Genomic DNA, 20,492 nt, shown 5'->3' on the forward strand with positions numbered 1-20,492 from the left:
TTAAACAACAGTTTGTCATGATTCCTGAAAACAACATCTACCCGTTATTCGAGGTCAACCAGGTGCTGAGCGCCGATCACCTCAATAGGCTCCACGACCGGCTCGACGAACAGAACCGCCTGACGCGGGCCACGCTGCACGGCATCGGCATCGTCTGCGGGTTGGAGGTCTCGATGAGCAAAAGCGGCGGAAAGGCGACGATCTCGATCTCGAAAGGGTACGGCGTCACCTCGGAGGGGTATGCAGTCGTCATCGGCGACGAGGGATTCCGGGCAGACCGCTGCCGTTCGCTCGAAGTGAAGGATGATTACGAACCGCTGCTCCTCGACGATGCCGAGGGGGCCAAAGATATTGTCGAACTGCTCGACAGCGACCACGAGCACTATGACGAAGGCGTCACGATCGACGCCGCTAAAGCCACGGAGATGGCGGTCGTGCTCTACGTCGAGCTGCTCGAAACCAGTCTGAAAACCTGTACGCCCGGCTCGTGCGACGACAAGGGCAAAAAGGTGACGGTCAGTGTGCGCAAACTGCTCGTACCCACAGTCTATCTCGACGAGCTGCAGGAACGGACGGCGACCGACATTGACGAATCCGGCACCGAGGGCGACTTTTTCCCGAACCTCGCCGCCCGGCTCGACCTCGCCGATCTGCGGATGCCGCGCTTCGACGTTCCGGCCACCACACTGACCGACGCGGAGTCGATCATCGCCGCCTACAAGAAAATCCTGATCGATCCGCTCGACGGCGCGGACAAATCGCTTTTCAAACGCATCGGCGAAGCCCTCGACGCGTCGAGAACCGCCTACGCCCCGCTGCTCGACGAGTCGAAAAAAGAGTTCTCCTCCGCGCTGAACATTATCGAATCGGGCTTTCTGAATCCGGAAAGCAAAAAAGACGCCGCGTTCCAGTATTACTACGATTTCCTGAACGACCTCATCCATGCTTACGACGAGTTCCGCACAAAAGCCTTCGAGCTGACCGCGCTCTGCAATCCGCCGTCGCAACTCTATCCCCGCCATCTGGAGCTTGGCGAGCCTGAAGCATCCTCCGGCGACACGCCCTCCGCCGAGGCCGGAATTCTTTCGTATCGCCACTACTTCCGCCCCTCGCCTGCGCTCGGCGTACTGAAAGCCAGACGCGAAGAGATGCAGTCGCTCTATAACCGCCTCCAGGCGATGGTCACCAGCTTCGACCCGCTCGCGCCGGACAGCTCGAAAAGCGCCGATGAAAATATCCGCGTCACCCCCAGCCGTCCGGCGGACGCCCCGCTGTCGCAACGGGCGATTCCCTGCTACTACGATCCGAAATCCGCCCGGTTGCTCGACGCCTGGGACTTCGCGAAAACCGCCGCTGGCCGAAGCGCCCAAAACTGCGGCTGCCGGATCGAGGGAGACGATTCGCTCGACTGGTCGCTCGACCAGCGCGGCTTTTTCCGGATCGAAGGCCACATCGGCCTCGACTGGGACAAAGCGCTCGACGCATTGCAGAAAAAAATCGCCGCCTACCGCCTTCCCTTCGACGTGCTGGTTCTGAAAACTGATACTCCGCCCGGCGACCTCACCGAAGAGGAGTTGCAGGAATATCTGCCGGAGTTCCTCAAGAAACACCCCGGCATCGAGCACTGCTCCGGCGTCATGCCGGGCGGCACCTTCGTGATGGTCGCCAACAGCGCGGCCTCGACCGCTGGCAGCCCGTACAGCGCGATTCTCTCCAGATTCGGCGCGAAAGCGATTGTCGCCGATTTTGCGCTGCCCTACCGCATCGCCGAAACGCTCAAGCCTGCCGATATTTCCGTCGGCGAGTGCCAATACGACTGGATCGACACCATCCGCCACCTCAACAACATCACGCTGCGGGAGTATCGCAAACAGGCCACCCCCAAAGCGCCCGCGGCCCATGAGGCGGAAGCGAATCGGCTGGCCTCGAACTATGTCGTCAGAATCCGCCATTATGAAATCCAGGGCCGTAACCTCCTCGGAAACAACCGTTACGTCGATGTCGCCGTGCCGCTGGCTGACCTGAAACAGTACGGCCACGCCGCCATCATGAAGAAGCTCAACGAAACGTTTCCGCTCGGCCTGCTCTTCGATCACGCGCCGGGAACCGGCAACGTGCTGATCCGCGCCGTCCGTGGCCAGCGCTTCCGCATCGAAATCGAAGGGGTGCAGGGCAACCGGATACGTTACGCTTACACCGAGAATGGGATGTTCCGCCACCAGAACGACAACTGGGAGCAGATCGGTGGATCGGTCGCCAACAGCGGCTGCCGGATGATCGCCACCGATTACGACGAAAAGGTCTATCGCTGGATCCAGAAAACCTTCAAACCGGCGGCCACGCAAAGCAAAATATCGCGCCCGTCGGTGCAGGAGATCGTCAAGTGGGAGAAAATGGCGCTGAGTCGCGCTCGCCGTTACAAATCCGCCGACAAACTGCCGATCCATGCGCTACTGAACGCGGTAGCCGCGGCCATCAGGAGTATCGATCCGGCGGCCAGAATTGTCCTCGTGGGCAGTTGGGCTAACGGAAGCTGGCTTTCGAGAATCGAATCGGACAATCTCAAGAGTTTCAGTTCGGTAACGCAACTGAATACGTTCCGTACGCTGAACCAGAAGGTGACGGGCAGAACCGGCTTCAGCGGCATCGACCTGCTGATCGAGAGCGCATACGCCATCACGCCGGAGATGATACCGGTGACAAGCGGCTACCAGGTAACGATTTTCAGAGGGAAAAAAGATGCGCAGAGGGGACTTGAACTGTGATACCGGAGAGGGACAATAGGAAAACCACCGAACGCAAATCAGAGGTTTTAACTCTGTCGTACATGCTCGCGTTCGGTGGTGCAGGCTCGGATATTATGCCGAATCCCTTGACACCCTTGCCTTGTGGCTTGAGTGAATCCAGTGGTTTAATTTAGCGCTTTCCGGCAATACGATGCAACTTATTTTATGACAATCGGTCAGCGACATACCATCGGCAAACAGTTTCTCGACATCCGCTACAACGGTTCCGAAACCGGAGCGATGGCGCTTCAGTCGGCTATTTCCGGCCTGAACCGGCACGGCATCGCTCCGAAGATCGAGCAGATTCTCGACCGCCATGCCGACTCCGCGAGCGTACTCAAAATCGACCGGCTCGAAGTCGATGCGGGAGCCGTGCCGCTCGACCAGCTCGAAGCGCGCCTGCCCGCGATGATCGCCGAGGCGCTCGACCAGGCGCTCGGAGAGATGGCGATGCCGGACGCGGCAGTTGCTGACGAAGCAGCCATCGACCGACCCGTCGGCAGACGGATGCCGGAGGCTGAAGCCGCCGTCGAGGCGCTGCTCTTCTTCCTCCGGCACGGCACTCTTCCGGCGACCTTCAGGCCGCTGACGCACGAGAGCTTCGAGACGCAGCTTCTCGAAGCATGGAGCCGCGGCGACCTCGTGCGACAAACCGCCGAAGACCTCGCCTCCCCGACGGCGCGGCAACGCCTGCTCGCGCAGTTCTCGCGCCAGATCGCCGTGAGCCTGCTCGAAGAGCTGCTGCCCGGCGCGAGGCCGATCATCGACAATCTCCTCGACCGCTTCCGCCGCTCCGGTCTGCCGGAGGAGTCGATGAGCCGTATCGAGCGCGAGCTGCTTGACGAGACTCTCGCGATTTCCGCGATTCGGACAAACATCGCGCCCGAAGAACTTCAAGCGACGCTCTCCGCCGCCATGAGCCTGCCGGAGGTTGCGGACGATTTCCAGAGGGACGAATCCCTGAAGAATCCGCGCTCCCGAAAAAAACCGCGTCCGTCCGCCACGGACAGCGCGGCGGGCGATGACACAGCCCGTGTGACGCTCGACTCCGCGCCGCCAGCGCAACGGGACAGCGAGCAAGCACCGCAGTCAACCCCGGCGGAAATCCGTCCGGTGAGCCAAACTCCCGGAACCGCCTCGCTGGACGAGAATCGCACACCGTCTGGCCATCAGCGTTCAGACAGATCAGACGGAGTAACGGAAACGTTACCGGACGCCGTATCCGACGCCATCGCGAAATCACCGACAACGCCGGACTCCTCATCCGGCTCACGCGATACGAATGCAAGTGATCGAACGACCGACAACCTGACGAGCGAACAAACGAGCGAACCGTCGGCATCCGGAAAATCTGCGGAACGACCCGCGACCACTTCGCAGGCATCGTTCTCCGATTCCGGCAGCAACCATGCAGCGGCGAAAAACCGGGACTCCGGCAGACAACGAACAATGCGCCCGGACGCGCCGGAAGTCGCTGGTGAGCACCCCGACGAACGGCGCGGGCTGTACGTCGAAAACGCCGGGCTGGTGCTGCTCCACCCGTTCCTGCCGCAGTTGTTCCGGGCGCTGAAGATTGCCGGGGATGACGAGCTGCTCCGGCCCGGCGAGGCGCTCCGGCTGCTGCACTATCTGGCGACCGGGCTGGAAGATGCACCGGAATACGAGCTTGCGCTGCCCAAAATCCTCTGCGGCCTCCAGCCGGCGAACCTTGCCGGAGAGGCTGCGCCCATCACGGATGAAGAGCGGGAGGAGTCGGAGGCGCTGCTCGCGGCGGTCGTCCGCCACTGGGAGGCGCTGAAGAACACCGGCATCGACGCCTTGCGCGAAACCTTCCTCAAGCGCGACGGCAAGCTGACTCGCTGGCACGACGGCGGCTGGCTGTTGCAGGTCGAATCGAAAAGCGTCGATATTCTTCTGGATAGTTTGCCCTGGGGCATTTCGATGATCCGGCTGCCCTGGATGGCCCGGATGCTCCGCGTCGAGTGGCGTTTCTGAGAGATTAAACGAGCGGATATGAAAAGCAGTGCCGATAAATCATCCGTTAGCAGCGCGAGCAAGCCCGCTCACGCCGCCTCCACAAGCCCGTTTTTCGCCCCGGCGCGGCAAAGCGCGTTCTTCGCGCCAGCCGTTCAGATGAAAATGGAGGTCAGCAAGCCCGGCGATCCGCTCGAAAAAGAGGCCGACCACATGGCCGGAAAAGTAATGCGCATGGCCTCGCCTGTCCCCGCTCCGGCCTCGCCGAAGGAGGAAAAAATCCAGAAAAGCCCGGACGAGAAGCTCCAGAAAGAGGAAAAAGAGGTCGTTCAGAAAGCTCCTGCGCCGGATAAAGAGATTCAGAAAGCGGCGGATGACAAGCTCCAAAAAGCTCCGGAAGCTGACGAGAAACTCCAGAAAGAGGTCGTCCAAAAAACCGCTACTCCTGAAAAGGAAATTCAGAAAGCTCCGGAAGCTGACGACAAGCTCCAGAAACAGGACGACGAGAAACTCCAGAAAGAAGAAAAGGAGGTCGTCCAGAAAGCTCCTGCGCCGGAGATGGCGATTCAGAAAAAGGAGGACGACAAACTCCAGAAAAGCACTGATGACAAGCTCCAGCGAAAGGAGGCCGGTGGAGCGGGCGCGGCTTCGTCAAGCGTGCAGTCGGCGATTTCGGGAAAGACGACTGGCGGACAGCCGATGTCGAGCGAGGTGCGCGGGTTCATGGAGCCGCGCTTCAACGCCGACTTTGGCAATGTGCGCATCCACAGCGACCCGGAGGCGGCCAGCCTGAACAACCAGCTCAGCGCTCGCGCCTTCACCCACAAGAACCACATCTTTTTCTCGCGCGACCAGTACCAGCCCGGCACGAGCGGCGGCAAGCATCTGTTGGCCCACGAACTGACCCACACGATCCAGCAGGGCCACGCCGTGCAGCGCTCGCCGCAGGTTTCGACCACCGCGACGCCGCCGCCGGTGCAGCGCCTCGGCATGCAGGACGCGCTCGACTACTTTGCCGACAAGGCGGCCAACATCCCCGGCTTCACGATGCTGACGGTCATCATCGGCTTCAACCCGATCAACCAGCGCAGTACCGACCGCAGCGCCGCGAACATTCTGCGCGCGATGGTCGAGATGGTTCCGGGCGGCCACATGATCTCGCAGGCACTCGACAATCACGGCATTTTCACCCGCGTGGGAGCATGGGCCGAACAGCAATTCGCCACGCTGGGAGACATCGGCAGCGAGATCGTTGGCGGATTGAGGAGCTTCATCGACTCCCTGAGCTGGAGCGACATCTTCGACCTCGGCGGCGTGTGGGACCGGGCCAAGTCGATCTTCACAGCTCCGATAAGCCGCCTGATTTCTTTCGCCACGAACATCGCAAGCGAAATCCTCGGCTTCATCCGCGAGGCGATCCTCAGGCCGCTCGCCGCGCTGGCGGAGGGCACACGAGGGTACGACCTGCTCAAAGCCCTGCTCGGGCAGGATCCCATCACCGGCGAGGCAGTGCCGCGAACGCCCGACACGCTCATCAGCGGCTTCATGAAGCTGATCGGCCAGGAGGAAATCTGGGAGAACATCAAGAAAGGCAACGCCATCCAGCGAGCGTGGGCGTGGTTCCAGAGTACGCTGTCGGGCTTGCTCGGCTTCGCCCGCTCCATTCCGCAAAAGATCATCCAGACGCTCACCTCGCTGACGATCATCGATCTGGTGACGGTGGTCGGCGCGTTCCGCAAGATCGGCAGCGCGTTCCTCGGCATCGCCGGCGAGTTCGGAAGCTGGGCGCTCGGCCAGGTCATCAGCCTGCTGGAGATTCTCTTTTCGGTGGTCGCTCCGGGCGTGATGCCCTACCTCAAGAAAGCGCAGGCGGCCTTCACGTCGATTCTCAAGAACCCCATCGGGTTCGTGAGCAACCTCGTACGGGCCGCCAAACTCGGCTTCCAGCGATTCGCGGGCAACATCGTCAACCACCTCAAAACCGCGCTGATCAAGTGGCTGGTCGGCCCGCTGGCCGACGCCGGGGTTTACATTCCGAAGTCGTTCAGCTTGATCGAGATCGTCAAGCTCGTGCTCTCGGTGCTGGGACTGACGTGGCAGAACATCCGCTCGAAGCTGGTGAAGATCATCCCCGAACCGGTGCTCTCGGGGCTTGAGAAAACGGCGGGCGTTCTGGTAACGCTCGTCAAGGACGGCCCGGCGGCGGCGTGGGAGCAGATCAAGACGGAGCTGAGCGAGCTCAAGGATCAGCTCATCTCGCAGGTCACGCAGATGGTCTCGGTCGAGATTGTCAAGGCAGCGATCATGAAGCTGGTGAGCATGATCAACCCTGCCGGAGCGGTCGTTCAAGCGATCATCGCGATCTATAACACCGTCACCTTCTTCATCGAAAAGATCAACCAGATCGCGGCGGTGGTCGGCTCGTTCATCAATTCGATCGCCGCCATCGCCTCGGGGCAGGTCGATGCAGCCGCCAGCAAAGTGGAGCAGACGCTGGCCAACACGCTGACGGTGGTGATCGCCTTCCTCGCGAAATTCGCCGGACTCGGCGGCATACCGGCAAAACTCGTCGGCATCGTCCAGAAAATCCGCAAGCCAATTGATCGAGGTCTCGACAAAATCGTCGCCTGGCTGGGCAAAATGCTGAAGAAGCTTGGCGGAGCCATTGCACAAGCCGGGTTGCCAGCAGATCCAAACGAACGGCTGAGGCTTGGACTGAATGCCGCCAAAACGGCTGTAACAAGGCTCTCTGGAAACCGGATAGGCCGAGCAGTGATCGTTCCTGTGCTCGGCGCGATCAAAGTGAGGTATGGATTCACTTCGCTGGAACCTGAAATCAGAAACGGAAAATGGTGGATCCGGGGAGCTATAAATCCGACCGGAGACGCAGATACCGGCAAAGTGGCTGATAATGGCAATGCACAAGCTGTTTCAGCTACAGAACTTGCGACCCTCGTTCGTAGAGCCGTGCTGGAAGAAATCGTTGCGAACCCTGCCGTCCAGCAGGCGATGCAGAATCCTGTAGGGCAAACGATTATAGCCGAAGGTGGCAGAACAGCTTTACCTGCCGCCGCGTTGCAATCCAGACAGAATATGGGCCAGCATCCCGTGCTGAGCGGTCCGCCGTTTGCGCTTCTTTCGAGAGGAGCGGCACATCCATCACCACCAGCGACAGTACAAATTCAGATTGGCGGCGGTACAGTGGAAGAGAGACGAGCACGATCAAATTCACCAACCGGAGCGCCGCTGGAACGGGTCATGGGCTTCCCGGGTCAGGGCCATTACAGCCCGGACGTGCTGAATGAAATCAGAAGCAGCGGACTTTCCGAACAGGCATTTTCTCTGAACATGAGAATGCTCGTCCAAACCGGACAAATGGAACCAGGTCTGAATGATAATCAACGACAAAAAATTCGCAGGGTAACCTGGTTGCTGTTCGGCACGGAATCGGCAAGAAACCTTGCCAATATCGCTCATGCACCGATGGGCGTCTCGATGGTCGAATCGGGACACGCCTCTTTCTCAAACCTCCTCGTACCTCAAACCAGTGGAGTTTCGGGAGGAATATTGCCGGCCACGATGGGTCAACTGCCTGCTACCGCACGCTCACTCGAGCATCAGATTGCACAGAACAATCCCGGGCTTGGGTTAGTACCTCGCCAAGGCGGCAGACTGGCTGAAAATGACCCAAGAATACAGCGACTGGCAAATAGAGAGTATGATTTTGTCATGCAATTCGTCAGAACCCAACTGACAAATAACGGACCAACAGCAACTGAAGCTGATCCTGTGATTCGCAGAATTATTCGGCAATACTACTTGCCGCGTTCAGCACAACTCGCCAGCCAGTTGCAGTCGATGTCAACACAATAATTTAGCTTTACCCAAATCCTGATTTTTCCGTATCGTTTCCAGATAGAAAATCTTCCAGCAATCTCTCGTTACAGGTGGGAGATTCACTGAATTTTGTCAATCAGGGAATGCCATTATCATGCAATTTGACCGCCCTGGCATAAAATTGATCTGCATCAAGGCATTTACCCGCATTCAGCGCCGATGAAACTCGTACTTAAAAATACATCCGGTGAAACGGATGTGCGACTGATCGCCATGATAAACGCCTGGGAATTCGTTGTCGAATTTCCCCGTGAAAACAACTCGCCACATCAGGTACAATGGAAATATGGCTCAAGTACTATCATTGTATTTATGGAAGATTTTTTACTGAACATGAATTATCTCGTTGTCGATGGAAATGATTGTCAAGTCATTAAAAAACAGGTAATTGACGGTCTCGAAATCTATCAGGAAGCTGATATTGACCGACTGAATACCGAAGTCGTCAACACCCCTGAAGCTTCCTTGTTGATAAACGCGGCCGCATTGATGATAACTGGCTCATTCGAGCAGAGCTATTATGACCTTATTTTACGCGCGATGAACTCTACCTGTGAGGAGGTTCAGCGAAGCGCAATCTTTGCCGTAAATTACACCCCATGGATTGAGTTGAGAGATACACTGCTGTCATTGAAAAACACCTATCCATATTTATCGAAAGACATTGAAATTGTCATTGAAGCAAACGACACTCATGGCTGGATCAAGTAAGCAACCTGACGCTCCGCGAAACTTCAACGTAATCTGAAAACTCATAAACTGACAGGCAATTACATGCCAACGGATTCCACTAACATTCATGTATTGACTGTTTGGTTGCAAGGCATCATCACTGCACGGCTGAAAATCCGGTTCAATCAAGCCGATGCCATCAATATCGCGCCTCCGCCGTTGCATGGCGATGATTCCCGAATAACAGCATTCATTGCCACCCACAACCCGTCATTTGAAGAGCTGAGTCTGTTCGCTTTGTCGCTGACACCGCATATCCTGCCCAACTTCTTCGGCAAAATCATCGCCGAATTCCTCCCCGACGGCGGGGACTTCCCCGAGTTTGGCGGCGTTCGGGGCGTGAACCATCGAGGGTTTTTGCCGACTGGCGAGACAGCGCAGTTCGTCATTGGGGGCGACGATCTCGAAAAGCGGCTCGATGTGCAGCGCTTGCTCGGCGCGGAGCACTGGTTCTCGAAAGAGCACATCCTGTGGCTCGAACCGGTGCCGGAGGGCGAGCCGGTGATGAGCGGGCGGCTGACGCTGAACCCGGAGGTGGTCGAGCAGCTCACGCTCGGCACGGCGAGCAAGCCGCGCTTCAGCATGGACTTTCCGGCGGAATACATCGAAACCGGCATGGAGTGGAGCGATCTGGTGCTGCCCTCGACCACACTCCAGCAGATTCGTGAAATCGAAAACTGGATCACCCACAACGACACCCTGCTGCGCGACTGGGGCATGAAGAAGCGCGTCAAGCCGGGCTACCGGGCGCTCTTCTACGGCCCGCCCGGCACCGGCAAAACGCTCACGGCGACGCTGCTCGGCAAGCAAACCGGCAAGGAGGTGTTCCGCATCGACCTGTCGCGCATCATCTCGAAGTACATCGGCGAGACCGAAAAGAACCTCTCGCGCCTCTTCGACAAGGCGGACAGCAAGAACTGGATTCTCTTTTTCGACGAAGCCGACGCGCTCTTCGGCAAGCGCACCGACATCCGCGACGCGCACGACAAGTACGCCAACCAGGAGACCGCCTACCTGTTGCAGCGCATCGAGAGCCACAACGGCCTCGTCATTTTGGCCTCGAACCGGCGCGGAAACCTCGACGAAGCCTTTTCGCGGCGCTTTCAGAGCATCATCCACTTCCCGATGCCCAAGCCCGAAGAGCGCCACGCCCTCTGGCTGAACACCCTGCCGGAGCGGATGATGACCGACGCCGAAATCGACTGGCGATCCATAGCCTCGCGCTACGAACTAAGCGGCGCAAGCATCCTGAACATCGTGCACTACTGCGCCATCGAGTCGCTGGCCAACCCGGCCCACCCTTTCGACAACAAACGCCTCGAAAAAGCGATCATGCGAGAGTTCATCAAAGAAGGCAAAGTGGTATAATCCCTGAGAATCGTCTTCAACTCTTCTCCCAAGAGTCCCAACTGTCCCAAAAGTCCCAGCGCACCAAACCATGAAAAGAGCCGGAACCAGCATCATCCTGCAAAACCACCGCAACGAGGTCTTGCTCTTCCTGCGGGACGACAAACCGGAGATACCCTACCCAAACCTGTGGGACATTCCCGGCGGCCACTTCGAAGCTGGAGAAACCCCCGAAGCGTGCATCATGCGAGAGATGATTGAGGAGATCGAAACCGACGTTTCCACCTGCCGACGTCACTCGATTTACGACTTCCCCGACCGGATCGAATATGTTTTTCTGATGGATTTTGAAGCTGACGCTGACGCCATCCCGCTGCACGAAGGGCAGTGTTTGCGCTGGTTCGCGGAGGAGGAAATTCCGTGGGACAACCTCGCCTTCGGCTTCGACCTCGTGCTCCGGGACTATTTCGCCGGGCGGCAGCGGTGGGATAAAGACAGTGAATGTCAGTGCTGATTGCTGCCGGAGGCGACAAGCGGAAATCATACCGCCCCGCATTGCAGCGGGACGGTACATGACGTAAAAGAAATGATCAGCTCAGAGCCGCTTCGACGATCTGTTCGGCTTTGGCGTTGGGGAGGTAGAAGTAGCGGCCGCCAAGTTTTTGCGCAAGCCTGGGGGCTTCGCCTCTCGACAGATAGTTCATCTGGGTATCGACCACGATCGAGGCGATGCCGTCGGCCTGGATGGAGAGCGCAAGCGCTTCAACCTCCTTCTCCAGCTCCTCCTTCGGAGCCTTGGTGGCGTTGGCATCGTAGGCCGCGCCCAGCGGAATGTTGCCGCGTCCGTCGGTGATCATGACGAACATGATCTGCGTGATACCCTTGGTACGCGCCTGCTTGGCCGTCTCCCAGCCGGTGAGCAGGGCCGAGGCGAGCGGAGTTCCGCCGCCGGTGGGCAGCACGTCAAGCTCGCGCTTGGCGCGATCCACGCTCTGCGACGGCGGCAGGAGCACCTGCGCCTGCTTGCCGCGGAACGAGATCAGGGCCACCTGGTCGCGGTGCACGTAGGCGTTCTGCAACAAGCTCGACACGGCACCTTTGGCTTGGCGCATGCGGTTCAGCGCCATCGAGCCGGAGGCATCGACCATGAAGATGAAGAGTGTGCCGGACTTGTCGCGGAAACGCTTGATTTTCACGTCATCCTTGGCAATGATGAGCGCGGCGGTGGACTTGATTCCTTTTTTGAGCTGTTCGGCTTTCCTCGCGGCCTGCCACGGCGCGGCGGAGATGAGCGTCGGAATCAGGGCGACCTTGCCGCTCTTGATCTCGCCGGGCTGCGAACGCACGAAGCGGCCACGCTTGTTGTTGAGCGCCTCGCCACGGCTGCCGGACTTCGCCTTCTTTTTCGATGCGAGCGAGATGTTGAGAATGTTGTCAGGCAGATCGGTCTCGATGGCGTCCATCATCAGCTCCTCGATCATGTCGGGAGTCTCCTCCTGCTCCTCGTCGGCATCGGAGTCGGTCTCGTCCGGCGGCGCGTTTTCGTCCTCGCCCTCCTGTTCGGGCTGCTCCTCCTCCTGCGGCGGCGGCTCCTCCTGAGCCATCTCCTCAGGAGAAGGTTCGCGCTCGGGCATACGGGTCGCCCTCGGCACCAGCACCAGCTTCATGGCGAGCTTCAAGTCCTCGTCGTCCACCTCGGTGCGCTGGCTGAGCGCGGCGTTGGCGATGGCGGCGCGGATGGCGAAAATATCGACGCGGTTGCCCTCGACGCCGAGGCTGATGGCGGTCTGGATGAGACCCTTGATCTGCTCGTTGGTCATGGAGACCTTGTGCAACAGCTCCCTGGCCGCGCCGATGATGCCACGCAACATGCGCAACTCGTCCTGCGTGTCCTCCTCGTCTCGCGTACCCATGACGATATTGACGATCTGCTTGCGGGCGCGATAGTCATTGACCGGCGTGAACGGCACGATGATGCCGATACGGTCGAGCAGCCCCATGCGCACCTCGCCGTCGCTCGGGTCGTAGGTGCCAACCAGCATGAAGTCCGCCGGATGCACCTCGCTGAGACCCTCGCGTTCGACAAGCACCACGCCACGGCTCATGGCGTCCATGATGTGCGACACCGCCGAGCTGTCGAGCAGGCTGAGCGAATCGACGTACAGCACACCCTTGTGCGCCTTTGAAAGTACGCCGTGCTGCACGACGCGCAGGCCGGAGGCGAGGGTGGCTTCGAGATCGACGCCGCCGATGAGGCGGTCTTCGGTCACGTTCAGCGGCAGCTCCACGAAGGGCGTGCCTTCAGGCAGAATATCGGAGAAAGCCCTTGCGAGCGTCGATTTTCCCGAACCTACGGTCGAAGGAATCACGACACCGCCAAGGGAGGGATCGACGGCCAAGAGCATGAGCGCCTGCTTGGCCAGATCCATTCCTACAATGTCGGTAAATGCTATCATGCTGCTGCTTCGGCCTCTCCCAGTACTTTTCCGAGTTCGCGGTCGATCTTTTCGCCCGCATCGACGGTTTCGAGCGGATCCTTGCGGAGGCGGTGGCGAAGGCAGAGGCCGGCGATCTCGCGAACGTGCTTCATGGTCACCTCCTTGTCACCCTCCCAGGCGGCAAAAGCGTGGGCGGTGCGGGTGATGGTCAGCTCGCCGCGGTGGCCATCGATACCGAGGTTCATGCAGAGGCGGGCAATGTCGGTGAGCACCGCGTCGTCCATCGAAACCTGCGGCAGAAGCTGCTGCGCGGCGACGATCTTCTTCTGAAGCTTCTGCTGCTCCTTGGTGACCTTCTTCATGAAGGCTTCCGGATCCTCGTCGTACTCGCGGCGGAGCTTAACGATCTGCACCCTCTTGGCGACATCGTTGATGGTGATGATGCGGGCGTGGAGACCGAAACGGTCGAGGAGCTGCGGACGAAGCTCGCCCTCTTCGGGGTTGCCGGAGCCGACCAGGACGAAGCGAGCGGGGTGGCGAATGCTGATGCCTTCACGCTCGACGACGTTCTTGCCGCTGGCGGCCACGTCGAGGAGCACGTCAACGAGATGGTCGTCGAGGAGGTTGACCTCGTCGATGTAGAGGAAGCCACGGTTGGACTGGGCAAGCAGGCCGGGTTCGAACGCCTTGACGCCGCTGGTGAGCGCTTTTTCGATATCGATGGTGCCGCAGACGCGATCTTCGGTAGCGCCGAGCGGAAGGTCAACGACCGGCACGGGAATCATTTCGGTCTTGACATCCTCTGGCTTGATGACGGCAGCGCCCTTGGAGCCTGACTCCATCTCGATGTACTGCTCGACGGTGCGGTTGTAGATATCGCCCTTGACGCGCGGAATGAACGGAAGCACCTCGGCAAGCGCCCTGACGGTCGTGCTCTTGCCGGTGCCGCGATGACCCATGACCAGAACGCCGCCGATCCTCGGATCGATGATGTTGAGAATCAGACTGAGCTTCATCTCCTCCTGTCCGACAATGGCGGTGAAGGGGAATGCCAAGGCACTTTTCTTTTTTGCAGCCGGCTTCTTGACTTCAGTCACAGCCTGTTCTTCTGCAGTTGCCTTTGCCTTGGCTTCCTTGGTGGCCGATGCCTTGGCTGAAGTAGTTTTTTTTGCGGCTTTGGCAGTCTGGGTCATAGTCGATTGGTTGGTTAGTACCCGGCCCGGGTTGCGCCGATCATGGTTTTCCCGGCAGGGGCTTGCTTGGTTAAGACGAAAGACGAAAATCAAATAATAAACTCTGAATTTATGCTTTTACCATAGACATAACAAACGCTTTTCAAGAATGTGACAGGTAAAAGCGCTGTGCCGAAAATCGCCGCGATTGTTGGTTTTTCGGGGATTTGAGATCAGGCGGATCGGACGGATCCGACTGATCTCAAATCCCCCGCCCCCCGCCGTTCACCCCATGCTTTGCAAGGCTGCGAACGCGGCCTCTTTGACCGTTTCCGAAAGCGTCGGGTGGGCGTGAATCGTGCTGGCGAGGCCCTCCGCCGTAACACCCAGGCGACAGGCCAGGCCGAGTTCGCCGATCAGCTCGACGGCGTCGTGACCGATGAGGTGGCCGCCGAGCATTTTACCGTTGGTGGCGTCGAACACCAGCTTGACGAAGCCTTCGAGCTGGCCGAAGGCGTTGGCCTTGCCCGAAGCGGCGAACTGCGAACGTCCGACGAGCACCTGATATCCGGCTTTGATCGCGGCCTCTTCGGTGAGGCCGACCGACGCCACCGACGGCTGGGCGTAAACACAACGCGGAATGAGCGGCTCGGACAGCGGCTCGGGCGACTTTCCCACGATGGCTTCGACGGCGATGGCCGCCTCCGCCGACGCCTTGTGCGCCAGCAGCATCCCGCCGCGCACGTCGCCGATGGCGTAGATGCCCGGCGCTGAGGTGTGGCACAATTCGTCCGTGCGGATGAATCCGCGCTCCGTTTCGACGCCCGCCGCTTCGAGGCCAAGCTCGTCGATCGCGCCGCTCACGCCGACCGCCACGAGCAGGAGCGTCGCTTCGAGCTTTTGCGGCTCCGCACCTTCGACGATCAGCTCGGCGCTCACGCCGGACTCGCTGACGGCGACACGGTCGAGCTTCGCCCCGCAGTGCACCGCGATACCCGCCTTCTCGAACGAGCGCTTCAGCGCCTCGGAAACCTCCGCCTCTTCGGCGGGCAGGATGCGCGGCATCAGCTCGACAATCGTCACCTGCGCGCCCGCCTTGGCGTAGAACCATGCCATCTCGACGCCAATCGCCCCACCGCCAACCACGATCATCGACGCCGGAACCTCCTTGAGAATCAGCGCCTCGCGGCTGGTAATGATCTTCTTGCCGTCCGGCTCCAGCCCCGGAATCACGCGCTGCTTCGACCCCGTGGCGACGATGATGTTCCGCGCTTCGAGCAAACGCGCGGAGCCATCCTGCGCCGTGACCGTCACGCCCGCGCCGCCGGTCAGCACCGCCTCGCCCGCCCACACCTCGACCTTCGCCTTTTTCAGCATGAACTCGACACCCTTCGAGCTTTTCAGCGCCACGTTCCGGCTGCGCTTCACCGCCTGCGCGAGATCGAACGACACCTCGCCGACGTTGACGCCGAAGTTCGCCGGATTCTGCGCAAGATCGTACACCTCGGCGCTCCGAAGCAGCGCCTTGGTCGGAATGCAGCCCCAGTTGACGCACACGCCGCCAAGCGCCGCCTTTTCGACGAGGCACACCTTCAAGCCGTGCCGCGCGGCGTGAAGAGACGCTTCGTAACCGCCGGGGCCGGAGCCGATCACGGCGAGGTCGAACTGCGCCGACGGGGTATCTGACTGCTGCTGCATTGCTGTATAAGGTTATGGATCGGCCATCTCGCGCCTTGACATCGGCTGCGATAAACGATCACGGTTGCAAAGGACGATTCTTTGACTATACTATGTCAAAGAAAATCATGAGCGAAGCTGTCTCGAAAGTGAAGCATATTTTACGCCTCATGTCATTCTGAACGAAGTGAAGAATCCAGTTTTCTGAAAGTGTCACTAACCGACAGATCAGTAATGACTTACAAAACTTACTGGATTCTTCACTTCGCGTTGCTCCGTTCAGAATGACAGTCGTCCGTAAACTCGAAGTTCACCTGTTGCGCACAACTTTCGAGACCGCTTCAAGCCGTCACAAAATGCAAAAAGAGCCGCTAAAAACCGAATTACCAGCCGACCCGCAGCCGGAAGCCGCGCCGAAACAGATGACCATCCAGGTCAGCAAGGTGCAGACGCCGATGCGCATCGACCGCTACCTGGCCCAGCAGGTCGAAAACGCCACGCGCAACAAGGTGCAGGAGGCCATCGAGGAGGAGCGCGTACTGGTCAACGGCAAGCCGGTCAAGTCAAACTACCGCATCAAATCGTGCGACCACATCCACATCACCTTCCTGCGCCCGCCCGCGCCGGAGCTTGCTCCGGAGGACATTCCGATCAGCATCCTCTACGAGGACGACGACCTGATGGTGATCAACAAGGAGGCGGGCATGGTGGTGCATCCGGCCTTCGGTAACTGGACGGGTACGCTCGCCAACGCCATTTTGCACCACCTCGGCAAGGATGCCGACGAGCTCGACAGGAGCGAGATGCGCCCCGGCATCGTGCACCGGCTCGACAAGGACACCTCCGGCCTCATCATCATCGCAAAAAATCCGGTCGCGCTGCACAAGCTCGCCTCGCAGTTCGCCCGGCGACAGGTCGAAAAGGTCTATAAAGCGATGGTGTGGGGCCTACCGAATCCGCCGTCGGGGACAATAAAGACGAATATCGCCCGGTCGCACAAGAACCGCAAGGTGATGGCCAACTTCCCGTTCGAGGGCGCCGAAGGCAAACACGCCATCACCGACTATCTGGTGGCCGAAGATTTGCAGTACTTCGCCCTGATGGAGATGACGCTGCACACGGGACGGACGCACCAGATCCGTGTGCACCTGCAACACCTCGGCCATCCGATCCTCGGCGACGCAACCTACAGCGGCGCGACGCCGCGAACGCTGCCTTTCAGCAAGAGCGAGCCGTTCACCCGCAACCTGCTGGAGCTGATGGCCCGCCAGGCGCTGCACGCCGAGACGCTGCGCTTCCGCCAGCCCACCACCGGCGAGCCGCTCGCCTTCACCGCCCCGCTTCCGGCGGATATGCAAGCCGTGCTCGAAAAAATCCGAACGGTCATCACGGCAGCCCAGAGCTGATCGACCGCGACAGCTCCAATCCGGATGCAAATCCAAATCGAACAGAATTCTGATGGATTTCGATGAAGAGGTGCCGCAGAACTGAAAACGGATTACCTCGCACCGGCGTTACTTCTCCGACCTTATCGCGTATATTGCCTGTACATATTTTTCAACTCACCGGAAAACAACCGCTCTCCGGAACAGCGCAAACCCATGAAAGTCATCGGCATCAACGGCAGCCCGCGCCCGGCGGGCAACACCTCGATCATGCTCAAAACCGTCTTCGAGGCGCTCGAAGCGGAGGGCATCGAAACGGAGCTGATCCAGGTCGGCGGCACGGACATCAAGGGGTGTCGCGCCTGCTACGCCTGCATAAAAACGAAAAACAGCAAGTGCGCCACCAAAGGGGACGGCTTCAACGAAATCTTCGCGAAGATGGCGGAGGCCGACGGCATGATTCTCGGTTCGCCCACCTACTTCGCCGACATCACGCCAGAGCTGAAAGCGCTGATCGACCGTTCGGGCTTCGTGTCGCGCACCAACGGCCAACTCTTCCGCCACAAGGTTGGCGCGGCGGTAGTCTCGCTCCGGCGCGGCGGCGGCATCCACGCTTACGACAGCATCAACCACCTCTTCCAGATTTGCCAGATGTTCATGGTCGGCTCGACCTACTGGAACCTCGGCTTCGGCGGACGCGACGGCGGCGAAGTGGTGAACGATACCGAAGGCATGGAGAACATGCGCGACCTCGGCAAGTCGATGGCGTTCCTGCTCAAAAAACTGCACAACTGATTTGATACCAACATTCACAGCCTGTTGAAACACCGTTCCATGACCCGCAAAACCTTGCTCGCCCGCCGCATTCCGGCCACTCTCTGCCTCTCGGCTCTCCTGTTTTCCACGCCGGTTTCCGCCAGTGCAGGAAGCCCGGCGAACATGGACGCGCCCTCCGCCAATGTCGTCGAAACCATCTGCGGAGAAGCTGTCGCCGACCCGTACCGGCCGCTCGAAAATCTCAAGGACCCGGCAGTTCAGGCCTGGTATATGCGGGAGGCGGATCATGCGCGCGCGGTGCTCGACGCCATTCCGGGACGGAGCGAGTTGATCGCAAAGATGGTGGAGTTCGACAAGCGGCGGCAGGAGAAAATCTTCGACCTCTCGATCACGGACAACGACTGCTACTTCTACCTCAAGCAGACTCCGGCGGACGAAACCGGCAAGCTCTACTTCAGGAAAGGGTTCAAGGGAAAGGAGCGCCTGCTTTTCGACCCGGACACATGGAAAAACGTAACCGGCAGCACGTACGTCGTCAGCGAAATCGCGCCGAACATCGACGGCTCGAAGGTGGTGATCGGCGTCTCGCCGAACGGTTCGGAAAATGCGATCCTGTTCGTAATGGAGGTTGAAAGCGGACGAATTTACCCGGAACGCATCGACCGCGGACGGTTTGCCTCGCCGTCGTGGCTGCCGGACGGCAACTCGTTTTTCTATAATCGCCTCAACAGCCGTGACCCGCTCGACAAGAACCGCCAGAAAGACAGCCGCATCTGGCTGCACGTCGTGGGAACCAATCCCGCGACCGACCGCGAAATCTTTTCGCGCGCCCATGACGCGAACCTGCCCATCAAGGCGGAGGCCATTCCGTCGGTCGTCTATGACCGCAAAAGCGGCAAACTGTTCGCCTTCGTCGGCAGCGTCGATCCGAGAGTCACGGCCTGGTACGCGCCCACCGATGCCCTGAACGAAAAGGTCATTCCATGGCAACCGCTTTTCCGTCCGGAAGACGATGTGTACGATTTCGTTACGACAAAACAAGACCTCTACATTTACACGCCAAAGAACGCTCCTCACTTCAAGGTGCTGAAAACCTCGCTCGACCAGCCCGATCTGGCGAGCGCCGAAACGGTCATTCCGGAACCTGCCGACGCGACGCTCACGGGCCTCGCGCTGACCAGCAAGGGACTCTTCTACACCCTCTCGTTCAACGGCGTCCGCGAGGAGCTGTACCATCTGGAGCATGACGGCCAAAAGCCAGAAAAGCTCGACACGCCGTTTGATGCAGGAACCATGGCTATTACGTCTAAGGGGTTCGACCACCCGGAAATGTGGGCGATCATGGGCGGCTGGAGCCACGATTTCCGCCGCTTCCGCTACGATGAAGAGGACAAGCGCTTCATCGACGAAACGCTCTCGTCGAAGGCAAGCTACCCCGAGTACGACAATCTCGAAGTCCGGGAAGTGATGGTTCCATCGCACGATGGCGTCAAGGCGCCGCTGTCGCTCATCTACAACCGAAGCATGACGAAGGATGGCAAGAACCCTGTGCTGATCTACGGTTATGGCGCATACGGAAATTCGATCACGCCCTTCTTCAGCCCGTCGCTGCTGCTGTGGACCTGGAAAGGCGGCATCCTCGCGGTGGCGCACGTGCGCGGCGGTGGCGAGCTTGGCGACGCCTGGCACAAGGCTGGCATGAAAACCACCAAGCCGAACACCTGGAAAGACCTCATCGCTTCTGCCGAATACCTCGTCAAGAAGGGCTACACCTCGCCAGAGCGCATCGCCATCAACGCAGCCAGCGCGGGTGGAATCCTCGTGGGACGGGCGATGACCGAGCGCCCCGATCTGTTCGCCGCCGCCATGCCGCAGGTGGGCGTGCTGAACGCGGTGAGGGGCGAAACCAGCCCCAACGGCCCGGTCAACGTGCCTGAATTCGGCACCATCAAAAACCCGGAAGAGTGCAAGGCGCTCCTCGAAATGGACGCTTACCACCACCTCCGCGACGGCGTGAACTACCCGGCAGCGCTCATCACCGCAGGCATGAACGACCCAAGAGTCCCCGCCTGGCAACCCGCCAAATTCGCCGCCAGATTGCAGGAAGCCACCGCCTCCGGCAAACCCGTGCTCTTCTTCACCGATTACAAAGCCGGCCACGGCATCGGCGACACGAAAACCAAGCAGTTCGAATCGCTCGCCGATATGCTGAGCTTCGGGCTGTGGCAGACGGGCGGCAGCGACGGCGACAAAGCCACCGAATGATGAATTTTGAATGATGAATTGCAGGGGCACATGGGAGGCCGC

12 protein-coding genes are annotated in these 20,492 nt (G+C 59.5%); 9 read left to right on the top strand and 3 right to left on the bottom strand.

The window, feature by feature from the left end:
* Positions 1-17: 17 nt before the first annotated feature.
* The 6 genes from FGF66_RS01180 to FGF66_RS01205 all read left to right on the top strand — a co-directional run bounded on the left by FGF66_RS01180 (position 18) and on the right by FGF66_RS01205 (position 11,250).
* Positions 18-2,765, top strand: coding sequence for a hypothetical protein (locus FGF66_RS01180; protein ID WP_139455864.1), 2,748 nt, complete (start codon positions 18-20; stop codon positions 2,763-2,765).
* A gap of 186 nt (positions 2,766-2,951) precedes the next feature.
* On the top strand, positions 2,952-4,781 hold the full coding sequence (locus FGF66_RS01185; RefSeq protein WP_139455865.1) for a contractile injection system tape measure protein: 1,830 nt from the start codon (positions 2,952-2,954) through the stop codon (positions 4,779-4,781).
* A gap of 18 nt (positions 4,782-4,799) precedes the next feature.
* Positions 4,800-8,633, top strand: coding sequence for an eCIS core domain-containing protein (locus FGF66_RS01190; RefSeq protein WP_139455866.1), 3,834 nt, complete (start codon positions 4,800-4,802; stop codon positions 8,631-8,633).
* Between the two features lie 183 nt (positions 8,634-8,816).
* Entirely contained in the window at positions 8,817-9,368 is a 552-nt protein-coding gene (locus tag FGF66_RS01195) for a hypothetical protein (protein WP_139455867.1), read from the top strand.
* Between the two features lie 63 nt (positions 9,369-9,431).
* Positions 9,432-10,757 (top strand): ATP-binding protein, encoded by a 1,326-nt coding sequence (locus tag FGF66_RS01200; RefSeq protein ID WP_139455868.1) that lies wholly within the window; start codon positions 9,432-9,434, stop codon positions 10,755-10,757.
* Between the two features lie 70 nt (positions 10,758-10,827).
* Positions 10,828-11,250, top strand: a complete 423-nt coding sequence (locus tag FGF66_RS01205; RefSeq protein WP_139455869.1) for an NUDIX hydrolase — start codon at positions 10,828-10,830, stop codon at positions 11,248-11,250.
* A gap of 76 nt (positions 11,251-11,326) precedes the next feature.
* On the opposite strand, the gene bchD is transcribed toward FGF66_RS01205, so the two are convergent.
* From bchD to lpdA, 3 genes are all read right to left on the bottom strand, one after another.
* Positions 11,327-13,192, bottom strand: a complete 1,866-nt coding sequence (gene bchD, locus FGF66_RS01210; protein ID WP_139455870.1) for a magnesium chelatase ATPase subunit D — start codon at positions 13,190-13,192, stop codon at positions 11,327-11,329.
* Positions 13,189-14,367 (bottom strand): magnesium chelatase ATPase subunit I, encoded by a 1,179-nt coding sequence (gene bchI, locus FGF66_RS01215; protein ID WP_139455871.1) that lies wholly within the window; start codon positions 14,365-14,367, stop codon positions 13,189-13,191. The genes bchD and bchI overlap by 4 nt, the downstream gene beginning before the upstream one ends.
* A 264-nt stretch (positions 14,368-14,631) precedes the next feature.
* Positions 14,632-16,044, bottom strand: a complete 1,413-nt coding sequence (gene lpdA, locus FGF66_RS01220) for a dihydrolipoyl dehydrogenase (RefSeq protein WP_139455872.1) — start codon at positions 16,042-16,044, stop codon at positions 14,632-14,634.
* A 335-nt stretch (positions 16,045-16,379) separates the two neighbouring features.
* Between lpdA and FGF66_RS01225 the strand changes: the two genes are divergently transcribed.
* The 3 genes from FGF66_RS01225 to FGF66_RS01235 all read left to right on the top strand — a co-directional run bounded on the left by FGF66_RS01225 (position 16,380) and on the right by FGF66_RS01235 (position 20,450).
* A complete protein-coding gene (locus FGF66_RS01225) occupies positions 16,380-17,429 on the top strand; it encodes an RluA family pseudouridine synthase (RefSeq protein ID WP_170181134.1) in 1,050 nt (349 codons plus the stop codon).
* Positions 17,430-17,624: 195 nt separating this feature from the next.
* Positions 17,625-18,203, top strand: a complete 579-nt coding sequence (locus tag FGF66_RS01230) for a flavodoxin family protein (protein WP_139455873.1) — start codon at positions 17,625-17,627, stop codon at positions 18,201-18,203.
* Positions 18,204-18,242: 39 nt separating this feature from the next.
* On the top strand, positions 18,243-20,450 hold the full coding sequence (locus FGF66_RS01235; RefSeq protein ID WP_246046464.1) for a prolyl oligopeptidase family serine peptidase: 2,208 nt from the start codon (positions 18,243-18,245) through the stop codon (positions 20,448-20,450).
* Positions 20,451-20,492: the final 42 nt, after the last annotated feature.

The sequence above is a fragment of the Chlorobaculum thiosulfatiphilum genome, assembly GCF_006265165.1.
GTDB classification, from domain to species: Bacteria; Bacteroidota; Chlorobiia; order Chlorobiales; family Chlorobiaceae; genus Chlorobaculum; species Chlorobaculum thiosulfatiphilum.

Bases quoted from the DNA above. Each gene is read 5' to 3' on its own strand.
- FGF66_RS01180 (WP_139455864.1), top strand. From the start codon at position 18: ATGATTCCTGAAAACAACATCTACCCGTTATTCGAGGTCAACCAGGTG.
- FGF66_RS01185 (WP_139455865.1), top strand. From the start codon at position 2,952: ATGACAATCGGTCAGCGACATACCATCGGCAAACAGTTTCTCGACATC.
- FGF66_RS01190 (WP_139455866.1), top strand. From the start codon at position 4,800: ATGAAAAGCAGTGCCGATAAATCATCCGTTAGCAGCGCGAGCAAGCCC.
- FGF66_RS01195 (WP_139455867.1), top strand. From the start codon at position 8,817: ATGAAACTCGTACTTAAAAATACATCCGGTGAAACGGATGTGCGACTG.
- FGF66_RS01200 (WP_139455868.1), top strand. From the start codon at position 9,432: ATGCCAACGGATTCCACTAACATTCATGTATTGACTGTTTGGTTGCAA.
- FGF66_RS01205 (WP_139455869.1), top strand. From the start codon at position 10,828: ATGAAAAGAGCCGGAACCAGCATCATCCTGCAAAACCACCGCAACGAG.
- bchD (WP_139455870.1), bottom strand. From the start codon at position 13,192: ATGATAGCATTTACCGACATTGTAGGAATGGATCTGGCCAAGCAGGCG.
- bchI (WP_139455871.1), bottom strand. From the start codon at position 14,367: ATGACCCAGACTGCCAAAGCCGCAAAAAAAACTACTTCAGCCAAGGCA.
- lpdA (WP_139455872.1), bottom strand. From the start codon at position 16,044: ATGCAGCAGCAGTCAGATACCCCGTCGGCGCAGTTCGACCTCGCCGTG.
- FGF66_RS01225 (WP_170181134.1), top strand. From the start codon at position 16,380: ATGCAAAAAGAGCCGCTAAAAACCGAATTACCAGCCGACCCGCAGCCG.
- FGF66_RS01230 (WP_139455873.1), top strand. From the start codon at position 17,625: ATGAAAGTCATCGGCATCAACGGCAGCCCGCGCCCGGCGGGCAACACC.
- FGF66_RS01235 (WP_246046464.1), top strand. From the start codon at position 18,243: ATGACCCGCAAAACCTTGCTCGCCCGCCGCATTCCGGCCACTCTCTGC.